Annotated in this window: 13 protein-coding genes and 3 pseudogenes; 10 read left to right on the top strand and 6 right to left on the bottom strand. The window is 67.4% G+C overall.

Annotation, left to right across the window (positions count from 1 at the left end; all coding sequences use genetic code 11):
• The first annotated feature begins 442 nt into the window (after positions 1 to 442).
• The 4 genes and pseudogenes from OID54_RS38200 to OID54_RS38185 all read left to right on the top strand — a co-directional run bounded on the left by OID54_RS38200 (position 443) and on the right by OID54_RS38185 (position 4,871).
• Positions 443 to 667 carry a hypothetical protein gene (locus OID54_RS38200; RefSeq protein WP_329028172.1) on the top strand — a complete coding sequence of 75 codons (225 nt, stop codon included), beginning with the start codon at positions 443 to 445 and terminating at the stop codon, positions 665 to 667.
• 58 nt (positions 668 to 725) lie between these two features.
• Positions 726 to 1,458, top strand: a pseudogene (locus tag OID54_RS38195) (IS3 family transposase); the annotation flags it as partial.
• Positions 1,459 to 1,558: 100 nt separating this feature from the next.
• On the top strand, positions 1,559 to 3,778 hold the full coding sequence (locus tag OID54_RS38190) for a hypothetical protein (RefSeq protein ID WP_329028169.1): 2,220 nt from the start codon (positions 1,559 to 1,561) through the stop codon (positions 3,776 to 3,778).
• Positions 3,779 to 3,953: 175 nt separating this feature from the next.
• On the top strand, positions 3,954 to 4,871 hold the full coding sequence (locus OID54_RS38185; RefSeq protein WP_329028167.1) for an S-4TM family putative pore-forming effector: 918 nt from the start codon (positions 3,954 to 3,956) through the stop codon (positions 4,869 to 4,871).
• 129 nt (positions 4,872 to 5,000) lie between these two features.
• Here OID54_RS38185 and OID54_RS38180 read toward each other — a convergent pair whose 3' ends face one another.
• The 3 genes from OID54_RS38180 to OID54_RS38170 all read right to left on the bottom strand — a co-directional run bounded on the left by OID54_RS38180 (position 5,001) and on the right by OID54_RS38170 (position 9,857).
• Positions 5,001 to 8,678 (bottom strand): tetratricopeptide repeat protein, encoded by a 3,678-nt coding sequence (locus OID54_RS38180; RefSeq protein WP_329028165.1) that lies wholly within the window; start codon positions 8,676 to 8,678, stop codon positions 5,001 to 5,003.
• A gap of 415 nt (positions 8,679 to 9,093) precedes the next feature.
• Positions 9,094 to 9,552: an IS3 family transposase gene (locus OID54_RS38175; protein ID WP_329028163.1), complete on the bottom strand. Its 459-nt coding sequence runs from the start codon at positions 9,550 to 9,552 to the stop codon at positions 9,094 to 9,096.
• On the bottom strand, positions 9,549 to 9,857 hold the full coding sequence (locus tag OID54_RS38170) for a transposase (RefSeq protein WP_329028161.1): 309 nt from the start codon (positions 9,855 to 9,857) through the stop codon (positions 9,549 to 9,551). Before OID54_RS38170 ends, OID54_RS38175 begins: the two co-directional genes overlap by 4 nt.
• A 496-nt stretch (positions 9,858 to 10,353) precedes the next feature.
• Here OID54_RS38170 and OID54_RS38165 point away from each other — a divergent pair, with 496 nt between their 5' ends.
• The 3 genes from OID54_RS38165 to OID54_RS38155 all read left to right on the top strand — a co-directional run bounded on the left by OID54_RS38165 (position 10,354) and on the right by OID54_RS38155 (position 12,924).
• Positions 10,354 to 11,124, top strand: a complete 771-nt coding sequence (locus OID54_RS38165; RefSeq protein WP_329028159.1) for a pentapeptide repeat-containing protein — start codon at positions 10,354 to 10,356, stop codon at positions 11,122 to 11,124.
• A gap of 708 nt (positions 11,125 to 11,832) precedes the next feature.
• Positions 11,833 to 11,967, top strand: a complete 135-nt coding sequence (locus OID54_RS38160) for a hypothetical protein (RefSeq protein WP_329028157.1) — start codon at positions 11,833 to 11,835, stop codon at positions 11,965 to 11,967.
• A 240-nt stretch (positions 11,968 to 12,207) separates the two neighbouring features.
• Entirely contained in the window at positions 12,208 to 12,924 is a 717-nt protein-coding gene (locus OID54_RS38155; RefSeq protein ID WP_329028155.1) for a hypothetical protein, read from the top strand.
• 482 nt (positions 12,925 to 13,406) lie between these two features.
• Here the strand turns inward: OID54_RS38155 and OID54_RS38150 are convergent, their stop codons facing one another.
• The gene (locus OID54_RS38150) at positions 13,407 to 13,850 is read right to left on the bottom strand and encodes a hypothetical protein (RefSeq protein ID WP_329028153.1); all 444 of its coding nucleotides are present in this window, start codon (positions 13,848 to 13,850) and stop codon (positions 13,407 to 13,409) included.
• A gap of 502 nt (positions 13,851 to 14,352) precedes the next feature.
• Between OID54_RS38150 and OID54_RS38145 the strand changes: the two genes are divergently transcribed.
• The gene (locus OID54_RS38145) at positions 14,353 to 15,315 is read left to right on the top strand and encodes a hypothetical protein (RefSeq protein WP_329028152.1); all 963 of its coding nucleotides are present in this window, start codon (positions 14,353 to 14,355) and stop codon (positions 15,313 to 15,315) included.
• Between the two features lie 282 nt (positions 15,316 to 15,597).
• The gene (locus OID54_RS38140; protein WP_329028150.1) at positions 15,598 to 15,777 is read left to right on the top strand and encodes a hypothetical protein; all 180 of its coding nucleotides are present in this window, start codon (positions 15,598 to 15,600) and stop codon (positions 15,775 to 15,777) included.
• Positions 15,778 to 15,979: 202 nt separating this feature from the next.
• Here OID54_RS38140 and OID54_RS38135 read toward each other — a convergent pair whose 3' ends face one another.
• Positions 15,980 to 16,186: a hypothetical protein gene (locus OID54_RS38135; RefSeq protein WP_329028148.1), complete on the bottom strand. Its 207-nt coding sequence runs from the start codon at positions 16,184 to 16,186 to the stop codon at positions 15,980 to 15,982.
• Between the two features lie 219 nt (positions 16,187 to 16,405).
• On the opposite strand from OID54_RS38135, the pseudogene OID54_RS38130 reads away from it, so the two are divergent.
• Positions 16,406 to 16,609, top strand: a pseudogene (locus OID54_RS38130) (relaxase domain-containing protein); the annotation flags it as partial.
• A 112-nt stretch (positions 16,610 to 16,721) separates the two neighbouring features.
• On the opposite strand, the pseudogene OID54_RS38125 reads toward OID54_RS38130, so the two are convergent.
• Positions 16,722 to 17,988: pseudogene (locus OID54_RS38125) on the bottom strand (IS701 family transposase).
• Positions 17,989 to 17,994 lie beyond the last annotated feature (6 nt).

Here is a 17,994-nt window from a genome sequence, read left to right as displayed (position 1 = left end):
GTGGCCGGCAACCGGTTTGGCTTCTTCTCTCTGGCCCGAGAGGAGCTGTGGCAGGGACGGATCGACATGGTCGAAGGTCAAGCGTTGGTCCGGGAAATGCCTAGTCACGTGCCCGGTGGGCACGGCGGTCTCCTCCCGGACGCATGAAGCCCCCGGCCGGAGTCCTTCCGTTCTAGTGGTCGTGTGGAAGGGCGTCGGTGACGCGGTGCGCTTAGCGGTGGTGGACGGTCGGGAACATGGTCCCGGGTCATGATGCTGCTCTTTTGAGCCGAGAGATTGGGGACAGCGGACACCTGGGGCGATGTCGTCCGCGTGGGGGTCGTGAGCGGCTCGCGGTCGGGGTCCTGCTGCGGCGCTCCGCCTGGCATCTCGTCGGGGGCTGGGGAGGAGAAATATCTCGATCTGCCCGTACCTGGACGCTCTGTCCTTCATCCTCAGACCCATGACATCCAGCGATCCCGCTTCGGCACACCCGCAGCCATCGATCACGACGGTGACGCGGCACGACATCTTCGACTACCTGCGCGGGATATCGAGCCCCTGGTGGGGGAAGCTGGACGAGGTCACGTTCCTGGAGGACCTCTACGACCTGGACCAACCCACGGCTGAGAACAGCCAACTCCCGACCGTACGCGCTGACATCCAGCAGCACCGGATCAACAACTAAGATCTGGACGATGACTGGATCTTCGAGGATTCCCGGTTGGAGCTCGCAGACGGACCGGATCCGCGAAATCCATGGTGAACACTGCGGGAACTACGGCGCGCTCCGGGTCCACGCCGAGCTGCGCGGCTTCGGACACGGTCAACCGCAAACGGGTCGCCAGGCTGATGCGCAAGCACGGCATCATCGGCCGCCACCTGCGGAAGAAAAAGCGCACCACTGTCCCAGACCTCCTCGCGCCGCCAGTGCCAGACCTGGTCCAGCGGAAATTCGCGGCCGGCACGCTGGACGAGAAATGGTGCGGCGACATCACATACGTGCAGGTCGGAGCCGCGTGGATCTACCTCGCCTGCGTCATCGACATCCGCTCCCGCCGGGTCCTCGGCTACTCGATGGCCCCGCACATGCGGGCCGAGCTCGTCATCGACGCGCTCCATGCCGCGGTCGCGGCACGCGGCGGGCAAGCCGACGGAGTGATCTTCCACGCGGACCGCGGATCGCAATACACGTCCGCCGCGTTCGCCCAAGTCTGCCACCAGCATGGCATCCGCAGGAGCATGGGCAAGGTCGGCTCGAGCTATGACAACGCCCTGGCCGAGAGCCTCTGGCAGGGACTGAAGCGAGAAACGATGCACGGGAAGCTGTTCTCGACGATGAGGCAGGCGAGGCTGGAGATCTTCCAGTGGCTCACCTACTACAACACCCACCGACGCCACAGCGCGCTGGGCTACCACTCACCGCTGGAGTTCGAACACAAGCACCGTAAGACAGCTAAACTCCAACTCGCAGCATGAACCGCTGTGTCCACACTCCGGGGATCACCTCACTTTCACGCGACCCCGCCTCATGTCACGCTGGACCATCTCCAAACGCTTTTTCCGAAAGGCTCCCCCGGTGCCACTGCGCATCCCCCAGGAAGACCTTCAGTGGATCACCACACATTGTGGGCAAGAGGTCGTCGACGGTCTCCTGCGTCAGGCTCAGGACACTGGTTGGTCCGATCTGCACCTGCGACGGCCGGTGTGGACTTCGCCGGGCACGAGCTACAACGGCGCCGTCCTGTTCATCGCCCTTGTCGCGCCCCCGCGCCAGCAACTCGTCGTCAAGGTGATCTGCGCTGGACCGCCCGGAAGGGAGGTATCCGCTCATACGGAAGCCTTGAAAGCCTCCGGCACGTTCACACAGCAGCACCTGGTCGATCAGCCTCATCCGTCACTGGACCTTCCGGACGGCAGGGCGGTGATGTTCCAGGAAGTCGCCGGCGACAGACTGACCGATGTGTTCCCGGCAGGGGCCCTCCCCCACGAAGAACGGAAAACGGTCGTCAAGGCGGTTGTCCAGGGATTGCTCTCCGAGTGGAACGAAAACGTACTGGAGAGCGCCGGTCTCGAGCGAATGACGGTGTCCGAGTTCCTTCGCCGTGAACTCAACGATGTGTGGACAGGCGGCGGTTCCCTCCAGGCGTTTGGTCAGGAGCTGCGCGTCCTGGATCCCTCACGTCCCTGGCTGTACAGCGATGGAATGCGGCTGCCGAATCCGTATTTGCTCGTCGAGGGAAGGCATTCGGCGCTCACGGATCCGTTGATTACGATCCTGCGGGGACTCGGCCACGGTGACCTTCACCTCGACAACATTCTCGTACCCCGAGAGGAAAAGCTGGTGCAGCCACAGGCGTACCGGCTCATCGATCTGTGTACCTTCAACATGAGCGCGGATCTCGGTCGCGACGTGGCCACCCTACTGCTGTCCGCTCTGGTGCCGTACTTAGATCACGAGCAGGAGCTGCCGCACGATCAGCGTCATGCTCTCCTGCGATTCATCGTGGACCCGGATGCCGCCCATCGCGCGCGGATTGTCCCCGAGACGGCCGAACTGGTGGCGACAGTCCGCCACGCCGCTCGTGAAGCGATGACGGGCTGGGGCGACCCGTGGGAACGGCAGTTCCTGCTCTCGCTCATGGCGACGGCCCTGCGCTTCACGACGTACACGAAGATCAGCGAAGCCGGCCGAACCTGGTTCGCCCGTCTCGCGGCGCACGCGGGCGGGGAGGTGCTGTTCCGGAGCGCTGAGAAGGGCATCGGGGCCAGGCCCTGGCCGCTGGAACTTGGCAAGGACTCCTTCTCCTTGGCTGCCAGCTTCGCAAAGGTGAACCAGGCCGCACGAGAAAGGGCAGCGGAGTTCGTTCCGGACGTGGTGCCTCGGCGGCGGTTGTGGGATACACACACGGGGGCGCCGGACGCCCTGGCTGTGGTCGGATTCGGCCCCGATGACACGGTGATGGCCATTGACAGCGAGGGAGGTGTGCGCCGCTGGACCGTTGCTGGGGGCGAACTGCCCGGCACCACGGGGCGCGCCCCACGCCTACAGCTAGGCCATCAATCACTGGTTGCGTCCCTGACGCACACTGTCTTGGTTGCTCGCCCGAAGCAACTGGAGATCACACACTTTCCGCAGGGCAGCGGGGCGATCCCCCGGCCCCCGGTCCCCCTCGGCAATGGTGAGCATTTCCTGGTGACCAGCGGCGGGGACGTGTTCGCCACCCACAACCGACACGAGCTGACCGTACGGAACTTCGAGGACGGGACGCCGATCGAGACCCTGTCGTGCCCGCCTTCGATGGCGGCGAGCGCGGTCAGTGTCGACGCCTCGGTCGTCGCCATGGCCAGTTCACGCGAGGTGTACATCTACCCCCGTGGCCAGGAGCCCCTTCGACGGAGTGTGGCCAATAGCCTAGTGTTTCTGCCCAAGTTCATGCAGAAGGCGACCCCTGATCCCGGCCTGCAGCTCGCGGTCTCGCCTTCAGGCAGCCTCGTCGGTTGCGTCACCTTCGAGGAGGTCGTCGTATGGCGCACCAGCGACGGGTCGGAGGTGTACAGCCGCAAGCTCACCAATCGGGAGAGCAAAGAAGCCTTGGGAGCGAAGGGCATGCGTCTGGTCTGCACCGAGACGGGAACACTGTTCTGGCTCAGGAGAGGACGGCTGTCCATCCCGACCATGGACGGCGGCACCCAGCTCGAACAGTCCGGCACCGGCGCCGATGTCGCCCTGTCCCGCGATGGCAGGCTGATCGCACTGCTCAGCACGGACGGGCGGTTGGAGGTACGGGCTCTCTGAACTCCGTCCTGCTGCGTCCCCGCAGCGCTGGGCCATTGTCCCGAGATACTGCAGACGCGGCCTTTTGACGCATGCGGGTGGCACCGTCTGGGCATGACTCCTCTCGCGGTCGGTACGCCGCCGGGCCGACCGCCATGGGCCCGCGGCGCCGCATCAACACATCGGGGGACATACCTTGGCAGCACTGGGAACGTCGATTCTCCAGCGGCAGAACGACCCCGACCTGCTGGTCTTACTCAAGGCGGCATCCGTCTCACACAGCCGGGCCAAGCGGCTTGCCTTGGCGCGTATCTGGCTCTCGCTGCTCCTGGCGGCGACCGGCGTGGCAGGTGTATTCGTACCAGTCCTGGAGACACCGGGCACGCTGCTGGGTCTGTTGTGGGCCCTCGCCTACACGGCGGGCGCGCGGTTTCGGGGCATTGCGGAGATACGGCGGGCGGCCCTGCTTCAGGAAATGTTCGATGTACGGCTGCTCGGGCTCCCCTGGAACACCGTTCTCGGGGGTGGCTCGGCGCTCCCCGCCCAGGAGGTGGGCCGCGTGGCGCGTGGGTTCAGAGCGTCGGAGGAACGGCTGCACGACTACTTCTATGAAGCCACCGCATTGCAGCGCCCGTTGGACGTTCTCGCCTGCCAGTTGCAGACCCTCGGCTGGGGCGCCCGGGTGCGTCGACGATACGCAACGGCCATCACGTACGCACTGCTGGTCTGGTGCCTGGGTGGCGTGGTGACAGGGCTGGCAGGCTCGATGACGGTGTCCGACCTGCTGCTCCACTGGTTCGTGCCTTCCCTTGGACTTCTCCTGCTCGGGGTGGAGACCGCCGCTGCGCAGTGGGACACTGCCGGGGCGCGTGAACACGCACAGGCGGTGGCCATGGATGCCATGCGTGTACACGTTTCGCGCGGGTGTCCCGCAGAGAATGTGCCTGAGCTGCTCCACCTGGCCCGGCAGGTCCAGGATGTGCTCCTCCAGACTCGGCTGCAACAGGTCCGGGTGCCTGACTGGTTCTTCCGTCGGTTCCAGAACAATGACCGAGAGGACTTCGTCCAGGCGATGCGGGAACTGGATCGCCTGGCCGCCGACCCGACGGCCTGACGGGCGCGAGCCGCGCACAGAGTCAGGGATGAAGGCTCCCTTGATCGGGCAGGACCTACATCCGGGGCAGTCCTTCCCGTCCACTTTCGACGCCTCGAATGGTGAAGAGGGGCGCGCCAGTGCGGTGATTCAGGCCCACTCGGCGAGCAGCGCCAACACCTGCGCCGGCAGCGGGCGTTCACCGTCCGCGAGTAGGGAGGGCTTAAGCCGGCGCAGCAGCGGCGCGTACTCCCATCCCGTCGGCTCGGACGCCAGCGCCAGGGCCCGGGCGCGGTGTCGTTCCGCCGCGTCTGGGCGGCCTAGGTCGCGCAGGATCTCCCCGCGCGTCGCGTGGGCCTCGGCGGTGAACCAACGGTACTCGCCCTCCCCACGGTGGTCGAAGCCCTCGGCCAGCAGGCGCAGCGCCCGCTGTGGGTCGCTGGGCGCATACGCACGGGCCAGCGCGACACGGATCGGCAGTTCCTCTTGGACCAGGACGAACTGCCGGGTGCGGCTCAATGCCTGCTCCAGCAGCGGCAGAGCATCGCTCCGTCGTCCGACCTCGACCAGGCACTGTCCGGTGAGGCGGGCGGCCTCGATGAGCGGGGCGATGTAACCGTTGCGACGGGTGTTCGCCAGAGTGAGGGACCGCTTTCCCAAACGCAGTGCCCGCTCGGGCTCACCCACCCACCGTGCCAGATCGCCGTCCCGCAGGGCGAGCCACTCCGGTGTCGGGTAGGCACTGCCAAGACGGTCTCGCAACCGCAGGACCCCCTCCACCGGACGCCCGCTCTGTGCCAGGACCAGGGCAAGGTAGGTCAGGGGCACCGAGGTATCCGCAGAATTGGCCAGCGCGTGACGCACCGCGGTCACCGCGGCGTCGCCGGCCTCTTCCAGAGCGTCGGTGTAGAGCAGAACGGAAGCAAGGTTGCTCCACGCCGTGGGGTCGGCGCCGCGACCGGGGGTGTGCAATGCCTCCCGGAGTAGCTGGGCGGCGCGGGTGTTGTGTCCCAGCCACTGATAGGTCATGGCGGCAGCGTTGTGCACACCGGTCCGGATCTGGGGGATGCGCAACGGGCTGTCGCTCCGTATGCCGCGCGGCCACAGACGGTTGAGCAGAGTCATCCGTTCCTGGTGCTCGCGGATCGAGAAGGTGAGGGGCGTGTGCAGTGCGCGGAGGTAGTGCGACCCGGCCTCGTCGTAGACGCCGGGGAGCGCAGGGTCGGCGTCGGCCCGGTCGCACAGCGCGTGGAAGAACTCGAGCGGGCCACGCAGGTCCCCCAGTCCGCGCACGCGCGGCGGCGTCACGTCCGCGCCCTTGGCCCGCAGTTCGGTGAGAACGGCCAGGGAGACCGATCCGGCATCACCCTCGCGTGCCAGCGCCGCCTTGACGACCGGATGCATCGACCAGCGGTCGGGAGCATAGCCGTCAGTGACCCTTCCCATCAGCCCTAGGCCGAACAGCCGGGAAAGCGTGTGCTCCGTCGCGTCGGTGCTCTCGGCCGCGTAGCCGAGCCGACGCAGCATGGCGTGCACCTCAGCGGTCGTCCAGGCGTAGGCGGCGGAGGCTGCCACGTGAGCCGTTCGGCGTTCCCGGTCCGACAGGGCGGTGACCACCATGTCGAGGACCGCCGCACTGGCCACGGCGACCTCGTCGGTGACGTGCTCCGGGATGCTGCTGTGGGCGACGGCCGTGGCCAGTTCGCTCGGAGCGACGAGGCGGGCGCCCAACGCACGGCAGACGATCTGCGTCAGGAGTGGGTGACCACCGGTCAGCCGCTCGATCTCCGTGGCCAGCACCGGGTCGCCGGATACCCCGAACCGTCCGCTGAGCAGGCTGCTCTCCGCGGTGTCCAGAGGCCCGAGATCGAGGTGGGCGACCTTCCGTGACTCCTCGAGCAGCGGCGGCACCAGCCGGGTGGTGACCAGGAGCCTGGATTCGCCCCCGTCGAGCACACTCCGGATCAGGGCGACGATCCGCTCGTCGACGATACCGAGGCCGAGGCCACCCTCACCGGTTCCGCTGCCGGCCCCGGCGTCTTCCTCGCCGGCTCCGGCCGACCGCCCGATTGCATCGGGCCGACTCCGTGCTTGGCCGCTCTGATAGACCGGCAACTGCCGTTCGAGAGCGTCGAGGACCAGCAGACAGCGACGGTTCTGCACCACAGACAGTGCACGGGACAGCTCGGAGTCCGTCCGAGCGTTCGAAGTCGGGCCGCCGAGCGTGGCGAGGGAGCGGACGAGGGCCCCTGCCTCGCCGCCGAGGTCAGAGAAGGACCACCACACCCCTATGTCGAAAGCGCTGTGCTCCTGCCGCTGCACTTCGGTGAGGCCGGTCTGGAGAAAGCTCCACACCAGGGCCGACTTGCCCATGCCGCCCACCGCCCGCACCACCAGCGCCCCGGGGGTGTCCGGGCCGGAGCCGGACACGAAGGCTCGGACGGCATCCGTCTCCCTCTGTCGCCCGACCAGCCCTCCGGGGGCCGTCAGCAGTCCGTACGCGGTCGTCGACAGCCAGTGGATCGGCCGGGGCGCCGCCTCGGCGGGCTTCTTCGAATGTGCCGTGCCGGGAACGAAGCGGCAGATCAGGGGTGGGCGCCAGGGGTTGGCCGGGAGTCGGGCATTCGGGCGCAGTGCCCGAAATACCGCGTGCGCCGCCCGCGCGGCCAGCCGGAAGAACCACCAGCGGCCCCACTCGCCGTGCTTCACATAGGACAGGTGGACCAGGGCGCCGGCGAGGACCGACAGCAGGTACTGCAGATGCCAGTACTCGCGATGGCTCGGCGGCAGGATGTCGTGGCAGGTGCGGTGGACGGCCCGGACCGAGGCGTCCAGGCTCTGGGGCAGCAGCCCGGAGGATTCCTCCCGCCACGGGTCGAGGACGAGTTCGATCAGGTCCTCAGCCCCCTCGCCGCGCCGGGTTCCGTGCTCCAAGGACGACAGGTGGTCGCCGCACAGGGACAGCACCAGCGCGACGACATCGCGACTCAGGGGAGCATCGGACGCATAGTGCGAGAGGTCGATGAGGCGGAGCGCGGCACGTCCGTCAGCCTGCGAGAGCCGGCCCCGCAGCGGGACGAGCACATTGCCTTGGTGCAGGTCCCCGTGGGTGTGGCCGATCAGGTTCTCGACCGTGGCGGACCCGAGTGCCGAGTCCGGGCGCAGGGCCGTCACCGGGTTGGGCAACAGCCGTGGCTCCGGCTCGTCAGGCATCTCGACACAGTCGTCGTCGGGCGACAGGAGATGGCGGGAGTCTGCCCATGTGTACGCCGTCCGGCCGGGGGACAACGCGTCGCGCAGTTCGTCGCGCAGATACTGGGCGACCGTGGGCGCGGGCCTCCGCAGAACCTGTCGGCCGTCGGCCCCATTCCAGTCCACGAGCAGCAGCCGGACCAGGGCCGCACAAGCCCCGGGCAGGTCGCTGGTCCGTATCTTGTCCAGAGTGTCAGTGTTCGAAAGATCCTCCTCCACCGACTGGAACATGATGCGACGTCCGTCGGGCAGGTCCAGCGGCGGAAAGGGCTGAAGCACCATGTGTCGGTCGGCGAAGTCCGGGGCCAACGCCCGTGCGCGGTTGTGCCGGTCGGGTTCACCGGCCTCCTCGGCGGTCGGCAGCACCTTGAGGATCAGGTGGTCGTCGCCACCGTCTGGCCGGGTGTACAGGACTCGCGAGAGCACGGCGCCGCTGTAGCCTACGCGCTGCCAGCGCATGTAGGGCTGTCGCAGTCGGTCACCGAACGTCGTGCGCAGGGCTGCGACAACGGCGGTGTCGAACAGTCCGGCGAGCGCGTTGCCGGACGGATCATCGCCATGGGTGCCGGCCGTCATACACGCTCCGGACACGCCGCTTGCCGACCGTCATGGCGCGGGTCGTCGGGCCGAGCCCTCCCGTGGTACCTGCCACGCGCTGACGCGCGCCGATCGTCACGCCCGTCCACCGGGCACGGTAGTCCGGGCCCGGCGCCGTCAACTCTAGCGACAGGAAGAGGATGTTCGTTCGCGGTGCTGTGGAGTGCGTGCGCTCGCTCGCCGGGGCCGCATGCCAAGCGGCCCGGGTCGTACGTCAGGCCACGTGCTCCGTGGGTCTGTCCGTCAAGTCCCTTCTCCCGGCGCGACCTTCCGCACCCCAGTTCGCCTGAGGGCGGGTGCGGGACTGTCCACGCGCCTCGCAGCGGCAACGCCGACGGTGTCCATGCGCCCATGCTCCCCCTGACCGCCGGACGATACTCGTGGCCTCCGTCACCTACCGCGTCCGGACTCCGGGGACATGCCCCGGAGTCGTGCGCCGTAAGCCTTGCGGCACGCAGGTCCGGCTGTCAGTCCCGCGACACCGCCACGGTTTCGCCCCTGCCAGCGACAGAGCGCAACTTGCCGATCGTGTGCGCTTCTTCTTCCGCAGGTGGCGGCCGATGATGCCGTGCTTGCGCATCAGTCTGGCGACCCGTTTGCGGTTGACCGTGTGGCCGAAGCCGCGCGTTCGGCGTGGACCCGGAGCGCGCCGTAGTTCCCCGCGGTGTTCACCATGGATTTCGCGGATCTCCTCGACCAGGGCGTCCTCGGCGGCCTGGCGCTCCGCCCGCGCCGGGGCGCCGGCGATCCAGCGGTAGTAGCCCGAGCGGGAGACTTCCAGTACCCGGCATGTCCGCTTGATGCCGAACATCTCGGCGTGGGCGGGGACGAAGTCCCAAGCGGCGGTTTTCACTTCATCTCCCGCGCGACACAGGCGGCTGCCCGTCGCAGGATCTCCCGCTCGAGTTGCCATTCCTTTTCCGCCTTGGCCAGCCTGGTGTTCTCCGCCCGCAGCCGGGCCAGTTCGGCCTCAGTGTCCTGGGACGCGCTGGAGACGGCCGGACGGCCGCCGGCGTCACGCACCCAGGTCCGCAGCGTCTCGGGGTTGGCGTTCAGATCAGCCGCGACGTCCCGATACGTCCGCCTGCCGGCCGAAGCCCGCCACAAAGCGAGCGCGTCGGACCGGAACTTCGCACTGCATTCCGAGGGCCTTGCCACGTGGATCTACACCTTCCAGGATCAACAAGTCCATTGTCAGGTGTGACCACACCCCGGGGATCACCTCACACCCCGCCTACCCCACTTGTGACCACACCGACGAACAACCACCCGCCCACCGACGAGCGCTGGCAGCCTGCCGTGAGGACCGGTTTCCCCGACCTGATCGACCCCGCCCCTGCGCGAGGCCCACGTCCCGCCCGCCTGGCTGGACATGACCGCCTTCCTCCGGGAGGCCCTCAACTGGTTCGGCCCCGGCTGCGGGGGATTCTGGAGTATCGGGTTCCGGGGTGTTCGCGATCCCCTGCGCTATGTCTTCTCTGCCTCCATCACGTCCGCGCCGGTTACGCCGTACCACTCGTCCCACTGTCCGGGCCGGCATGCCCGGCTCCAGGGAGAGCCGTTCCGGGGAGGCCGCCCCGGAACGCAGGCCGATGCGGTCCCGCCGGTCCCGCCAGGATCGGCGGGCTTGGACTGGGCGCGGCGGGTCGAGTTGATGTCGGTCCTGCTGGCCTCTGTCGTCGCGGTCGCGGGCTTGTGGTACTCGGCTGACCAGACGCGTCATGCGAACGAGCATGCCCGGCAGGAGCGGGCCTTGACGAAGGAAGGACAGATCACCGACCGGTACACCGCGGCTGTGGAGAACCTCGGCGCCGACAAGTTGGACACACGCCTCGGCGGCATCTACGCCTTTCAGCGGATCATGAAGGACTCTCCTCGCGACCATCCGACCATCTGTAACGTCCTGAACGCCTATGTCCGCAGCCACACCGCTGAGAAGGAGTCCTACTCGGTCTCTGACGTCTCCTGGCCGATCAAAGGCCAGGACGTCCCGGCCAATGTGCGCGCGGCCCTGACCGTCCTGGCCTTCCGTGACTCCGCACACGACAGGGACTTCGGCCTGGACATGTGCGGCACTCGGCTCGACAGTGTCGAGCTTGTCACGTCGGGCCCGCCGCACAGGGCCGTCTTGCGGGGCGCGGAGCTCTCCGGCATGACCCTGATCCACGCGAACCTGACCAACGCGGATCTGTCTGGAGCGAACCTGCACGGTTCGACCTTGTCCGGGGCGGAGCTGACCGGCGTGGAAATGACTCGCATCAACCTAACCGGCGCGGACCCGAGCGGGACAGACTTGTCCGACGCGAACCTGAAGGATGCGGACCTTCGGGGCGCGGACCTGTCCGGCGTCAAGAACCTGACGAGAGAGCAGGCCAGCTCTGCTCATACCGACGGGACGACGCAACTACCGGCCGGGCTTTCCTGAATCGGCACGCGGTTCTGCGCGACCCCGACGGAGCTATCGAAACGGCACTTCCGCTCGACCATGCACTGAACGAGCGCCTCGTCAACGGTGGCAGGGTCAACTCCGACACGCTCGTCATCGCGGGACGCTTGGAACCAGCAGAGGTGGGTTGTCCGCCAGCGTGGTCCCCCCTCAGGTACGAGGACCATGCCTTCGAGTACCCCCACATGCCAGGCTCGAATCCATCGAATGGGATGTCTTAGGCATGCGAACCGCGCGACAGGACCAGATGGAGTAGCGCCGGTCACGTAGAACTGTCGAGCGTCCGGGGGTATCCACATCGATGACTTTCCTCTCGTCAGACAGCCCAGGGAGAACGCCGCCAACGGACGGTCTAGCCCTCTTGAGCGACGGCGAAGCGACCACATATCTGGGCAACTACCTGAAGACCCCGCACAGACCGATTGGTTCTCCCAGGCACTGCTCCAGCCTGGTGGAACGCTCGGTCGGCCTCGCGCAGTCGGGCTGCATGCATCCGCGCGGTGGCTAGCGGGCTCGACCACGCCCGACTGAGCGATCAGTGTGGTGCCTATCCTGCCGGGATCGAGCGGCCGGTCTGGGTGCCCGATCCGGAACCTCTGCTACCACCAATCGTGGCCACACTCGACCCCAACGCACCTTTAGCATCGGGCCAGTTGGTCGCAGTACAAGCGTGCGGAGGCGGGAGCCATGACCATGGTCGAGAGCTACTGGAACAAGACCGACCACGAGTTGTACGCCCTGCTGGGAGCGGAAACTCTGGGGGATGGACTCGGTGAGTCTCCCGAGGACGAGGCGCTGCACTTGACCGAGCCCGTCCACTGAATCTGGTGCTAGGGAAGAGTTGCTGCCGCCTCGTGCGGCGTGGTCGTGTCTCTTCGTACACGATCCGTGAACTGGCGCCTCCTTTAAGCCTCTTGAGGCCCCTTTGCATTGCGCGCTCTGGGACGAGAGGGGCGGTTCTCGGTCGCTTTGCACTCTTCCGACTTAGTGTGTTGTCTCATACGTAAGCGTCGACGGAGTCCTTCCCGCCTGACGTGAGCAGGTACGGCTACAAGGGGTGGAATGGATCTCAGCAAGAAGCAGCCGGAGCGTTCACGGTGGCAGCTCGGGCCGCGGTGGGTGGAGTTGACGGTGGTGTTCGTCGCGACCGTGGTGACGGGGTTCGTCGGGGGACGCGTGACCGATGCTGGCACATCGTCTTCTGAACGGGCCGCCGAGCCGGCGGTAACGACCACCGTCACGGCGACGCAGACCGTCACAGCGTCCGCCGAGGCGACGCCCAGCCCTTCGCCTTCGGGGGATATCAGCGAGCCCAGCGCTTGGCCGACGAGCGGCGGGGAGACCAGTGGAGCGTCACAGCCTTCGCAGGTCTACTTGGCCGATCTCTCTCGGGTTAGTGACCGCGGCTATGTGGACACAACGCCGGTGACCATGCTCGGCACCAACTACCCCAAAAGTATCCGGCTCGGCTGCAACACATCCAGTGGGGACGAGGCGGTGTACAACGTCAGCGGCTACAAGCGGCTGACGGCCACGGTGGGTATTCCGGCCGACACCGACAACGCCATCGGCTCGATCGGCTCGATCAAGGTCTTCAACTCGGCCGGCAATCAGATCGGCAAGCCCGTGAGTATCCGATCTAGTGCTACCACCGAATTATCGGTGGATATCGCCGGGCAGGACCAAGTAAAGATCACCTGCGCTCTGGTCAAGTCGGGAACCCCGAAGAGACGCAGCGCAGTCGGCGGCTTGGGGGACGCGATCCTGTCGGCATCCTGAGAGGCACGACGTTTTCAAGGCCCAGCCCCCAGGGACGTGATGCCCGTCGGGCACCGACTCCTCGCGTGGAGATGCGGTGGAAGATGCTCGAGGTCGGTCGCCACATGTGGGGACCTCCTCAGCAGCGGCTTCGGCCCAGGCTGGTATCACCGGGTCACGCTTCAGTACCCATCGGTTGGGCTGGGCTCCAACGCACCACCTGGTTGCGCAAGCGGTCAGCGGCTCCACCTGAAAGGGGACGCACAGGTTTGACGCGGGGCCGCTGACGCAGCCCATTCGTCTACCCAAGAACCTCGTACGCGGCATTGTCGGCTCCTGGCAAGGCAAGTGCCCCGCCCGTCCAAGCCGGCAGGGAAACACAAGGATTCTGACGCTGGGTGGGTGGTTTGTTGGTGTACGGCGAGGCGGTTGGCCTGGGGTGTTTCCGAGCCAGGGGCCACGCCAACGGGCCGGACTGCGCAGCTCCGGACCCGCTGCCTCGCTCACCGCCGAGGGCCCAATCCACTGGCGCGGGCGATGCCATCCAGCGTCGCGTCTTCGGCTTCCCGCTGCGCCCACCAGGTGTTGAGCTTGGTTCGGACGGCGGCGAGTTGTTCGGGGTCGTTGGCGATGTCGGCTTGGACCATGGCTCCGCCGAACGTTCCGTTCGGGCCGGGCATGTCGATGTAGTGGTGGTCGGCGCGGCCGGTGGCGAGCATAGTGATGACGGTCATGAGTTCCCGGTGGATGCCTGGGGTGAACTCGGTGTCATCGATCTCGAAGGAGCCGTTACCGCCCCTGGGGATCAGGCGGCAGAACTCGTTGACCGCTGTGGCGAGTGTCTTGTATTCCGCGGGTGCCATGCGGGCGCGGAGGGTTTGCATGTAGAGGCCGACGAATGCGGCTGGGCCGACGCCGGAGTCCTTGCTTCCGTTCTCGTCGTTCATCCCGCGAGTCTTGACCCGCTTCCTCCCCAAGTCCAGGGGTATGCACCGCCTTCCTGCCGCCGATCCTGAACAGGGCAAGCCCTGTGAGAGGGAAGGGGCTGGAGAGGCCTAGCTAGTGGTTTGTCATGCAGCCTTGGCCGGGTAATCGACCTGCTGCCCGTCGGCCAGCAGACTGTCCCCAGGGACTGATCTTGGAGGTGGTCATGGGGCGTCGACCGAGTGTGTTCGTCCGGCCGGTGAAGCTGCAGCGGATCAGCCACCTGGCCGACGAAGGCACCGGCACTCGCCGCCCTGGACCGGGCCCTGCGCCCGCAGGACTGGGACCGCGACCCCGATAGCTGGCCCCTGAAGGACTGAAGCGATCCGGGGCCGGGCCATCGGCACAGTGTCGTGGTCCGGCCATTCAGGCGGCCGGAAACCGCCATCCCGCCCCGAGATTGATACATGCCGGGACGTAATTCGCGGCATCCGTCCGCCGACGCACAAGGGGATTCAGCACGCCATGGACGCCGCACACTCCGAAATCCTCTCCACCGCCACGCTCGGCAGCATGGAGGACGCCGAGACCTACATACAGCGGAAAGCGAGCGACCGGGCCTACACGCTGCTGCACCTGAGCACCGCCCTCGGCGCGATGACGGACACCATCGTCCTCGACCCCGAGACCCGTACCATCTGGTGGGCGTACCACGACACCGTCGACGACCACTGCACAGTGGAGCATCTGACCCCTGTGGCCGCCGCAGCGCGGGCGAGCGAATCCGCCCACTGGTTACTGGACCGCATGGACCACATCACCGGCGCCGACTTCGGGTACCGCCGCCACCTCCGCCTCTACGACCCCGAGGTTCCCGAGTACCTCACCTACTACGCCGACCTCGAAGGGGACCAGAAGGCTCTCGACGAGTACGCCGACATCCTCCTGCTGACGGTGCCGAGCGATCCGTTCTCCCGCCACGGCGATCTGCGTGCCGCCCGCGCCGAGATCCGGCGGCACCGCCGCCGGACCGCCCGCCAGGAAGGGCTTTGGCTGCGCGCCGAAGCCCGGCTCGTCGGGAAGCTGGTCCAGCGCGGCGACGCCTCCTCGGCTGTCGCCGCGCTCGGGATCGGCACCGCGGAGATCGAGGCGATCCTCACCGAGGACGCCGTCCAGCGCGGCACAGTCAGGGAGGCGCTGCACCGCGCCCGGACGCCCGTAGTGGAGGAGCACCACATCCGCCGACTCCTGGACTGCCCGGACAAGAACCCCGTGCTGTACGTCAGACACGGCGAGGACAAGCACGGCCCGTTCGCACTGGACGTGTCCGGACGGGGGAGCGGCGCCCCGGGCATCATCGTCGCCCACGCCCGCACCGTCGCCCGCCTCGGCGACCCCCCCGATCCCGATGCCCTCGAACGGGTGCTGCGCAAAGTCCGGAAGGAGGTGGCGAGAGCCGTCAGAGACCACTACTGGGACTACCTATGAACCGCCATCCTTGCGGCCACGCGCCCCAGCGCGCACTGAGCTGCGCCGAGTTTCGTAGAGTCCGATGGACTTCCCGTCTCCTGCCGGGGTGTCCGGAACACTGGCTCGCCAGCATGCAAGCCGCGCAACCCGCCTGTGTGAGAGGTGTCACGTAGACGCGGACTGAAGCCGCGCTGCCAGACGCGGGAATGAGGCCGTGTCAGATCCATCGGGGATGCGTCGAAGTACAACTCACCCTCAAAATTCACCTCTTAAAAGGTGCGTTTTGAGGGTGGCGCAGCCGTGATCACCGAAGCCGTCGTCATCCCCGAGCCTGCGCCCGCCCCGTTCCTGAAGGTCGTGCCCGACCTGCCCGACAAGGTGACGGTCGCCAAGACCGCTGCTGAACAGGGTGAACCGGCCAGGGGCCCGCGCCCCTTCCTGGGCCCGGACGCCGTCGAAGACGACGAGGACAACGACTGAACCGGCCCGCGACGTACGGTGAAGTGAGTGCCCACCTGGCGCTACACGATGGGAGCAGGCAGGTCCCAGTGCTGGTTGGGGAGTGTGGCGTCACATCACTTGGCGGCCGGAGGGGTGCCGCCGGGGTCGTCGACGAGGGCGATGGCAGTTTCGTGGTGGGTAGGGCTCGTATGGTGGGGGCGCAGTATTCGCACGGTCGGGTTCAGGGCTTATGGCGGGCGTTCATGATGTCCGCCCATTCCTGTTTCCTGATTGGATCGGCGGCCTCGCAGTGGTCGCAGTGGTACCGGTCGAACCAGACGCGGACCGGGCGGTTCTGCTGTCCTGAGGGGCGGGTGCTGCGGAACTCTGGGCGGAGCGGTCGGGAGCACAGGGGGCAGAGGTCTGCGGAGAACGGTTCGTTGTTCATGCGCGGGATGGTGCACACGCCTGCGGTCTACTGTCGCGTGCTGCCGTAGCGGCCCGTCTGGCGGGAGCTGCGGTAAAGAGTTGGTGATGGCCTCCCGCCTGGCGGGAAGGACCCGGGATCGTGCTTTTGCGCTGGTCATGGGCGGGGTTTCCTGGGTGGGTGATCAGCATGGCGGGGGTTCGTCCGGGGGATGGGTGGCGCTATCTGTTCCGGGGTGTGATGGTCGGTGACGGCCGCCGCCGGGCGGGCACGCCGTTGCGTGCCGCTCAGGATGAGGCGGGTCTCCCGCCCGGTGTGTGGAGGGGCCGGGGCCTGGCCGCGCTCGGGCTCAAGGCCGGGGATGTGGTGACGGAGCGGCAGGCTGAACTGCTGCTGGGGGAGGGGCGGCACCCGGACGCCGACCGGATCGAGCGCCAACTCCTAGTAGGGCTTGGTCATGTTGGTGCGGGGTCCGGCATGTCGCGGTGACAGGTGGGGCAGGCGCCGGTCCAGGTCGCGAGGAGTATCTGCAGTTCGCGAATGACTCGGTAGAGGCTCAGGCCGACGCCGTCTCTTTTGGGGATCGGCTCAGTCGCTGCAGGGTGCAGAAGGCGTGGGCGACCGAGACGAGGGTGACGTGGTGGTGCCAGCCTGGCCAGGTTCGGCCCTCGAAGTGGGCCAGACCGAGGGCCTGTTTCATCTCGCGGTAGTCGTTCTCGATGCGCCAGCGGAGCTTCGCGGTGCGCACGAGGACGGGCAGCGGGGTGGTTGCGGGCAGGTTGGAGAGCCAGAACTGCACGGGCTCGTCCTGGTCGGCGGGCCATTCGGCCAGCAGCCAACGGACCGGAAGCCCGGCGGTGGCCGTTGTCTTGCGGATCTCGCGTCCGGCGGGCCGGATCCGCAGGGCCACGAAGCGCGAGTACATGCGCTTGAATCCGCTGCGGCCGCTGCCCGGCCGCGATCCTTTTCTCCACTGCACCGGCCGTGCGGAAGATTTACCGGCCGCGATGACCAGGCTCTTCACCTTCTGGGCCGGCTCGGGGTAGGCCGGAACCGGATGGGGACCGCGGCCGGAGTAGGCCGGGGTGCGCGGCTGTGCGTCCTCGGGTTGCGCGGTGGTCGTGGTCGAGATGCCCACCACGTAATCGAGACCTCGTTCTTCCAGGCCGAGCCGGAAAGCGGCGGTGTCCCCGTAGCCGCCGTCGGCGATGACCTGGGGCACCTCGATGCCCCAGGACCGCGTCTCGTCGATCATGTCGAGGGCCAGCTGCCACTTCTCGACATGCCCCACCTGGGCAGGGGGTGGCGCACGTGTCACGGCGGGCCACCTCGGCCCGGTCGGCCTTCGGCGAGGCGGGATCCCAGCGCCCGGGCAGGAACAGACGCCAGTTCACGGCCGTGGACGCTCCGTTGGAAGCCAGGTGCAGCGAGACTCCGGCCTGGCAGTTGGTGACCTTGCCCGCGGTGCCGGTGTACTGCCGGGTCACGCACGCCGACGCGTCCCCGTCCTTGAGGAACCCGGTGTCATCAATGATCAACGCGGTGGGCTTGACGACCGGCTGCATGCGCCAGGCCAGCCGGGCCCGCACATGCGCCGCATCCCACGGGCTGGAGGTGACGAAGTGAGCCAGGGCCTGCCGGTTACCGTCCTCGCCCAGGCGGGCGGCCATCGGCTCCACCGACTTGCGACCGCCGTCCAGCAGCAGACCACGCAGATAGACCCCGCCCCACCGACGCTGATCCGCCCGCGCGAACGGCTCGAACATCTCCGCAGCGAAGTCCTCCAGATCACACCGGACCGCAGCCAACTCCTCACTCAGCACACCCGG

Origin of the sequence: Streptomyces sp. NBC_00690 (genome assembly GCF_036226685.1) — a bacterium.
In the GTDB taxonomy this organism is placed as follows: Bacteria; Actinomycetota; Actinomycetes; order Streptomycetales; family Streptomycetaceae; genus Streptomyces.
This window is presented reverse-complemented; position numbering and strand designations above follow the sequence as displayed.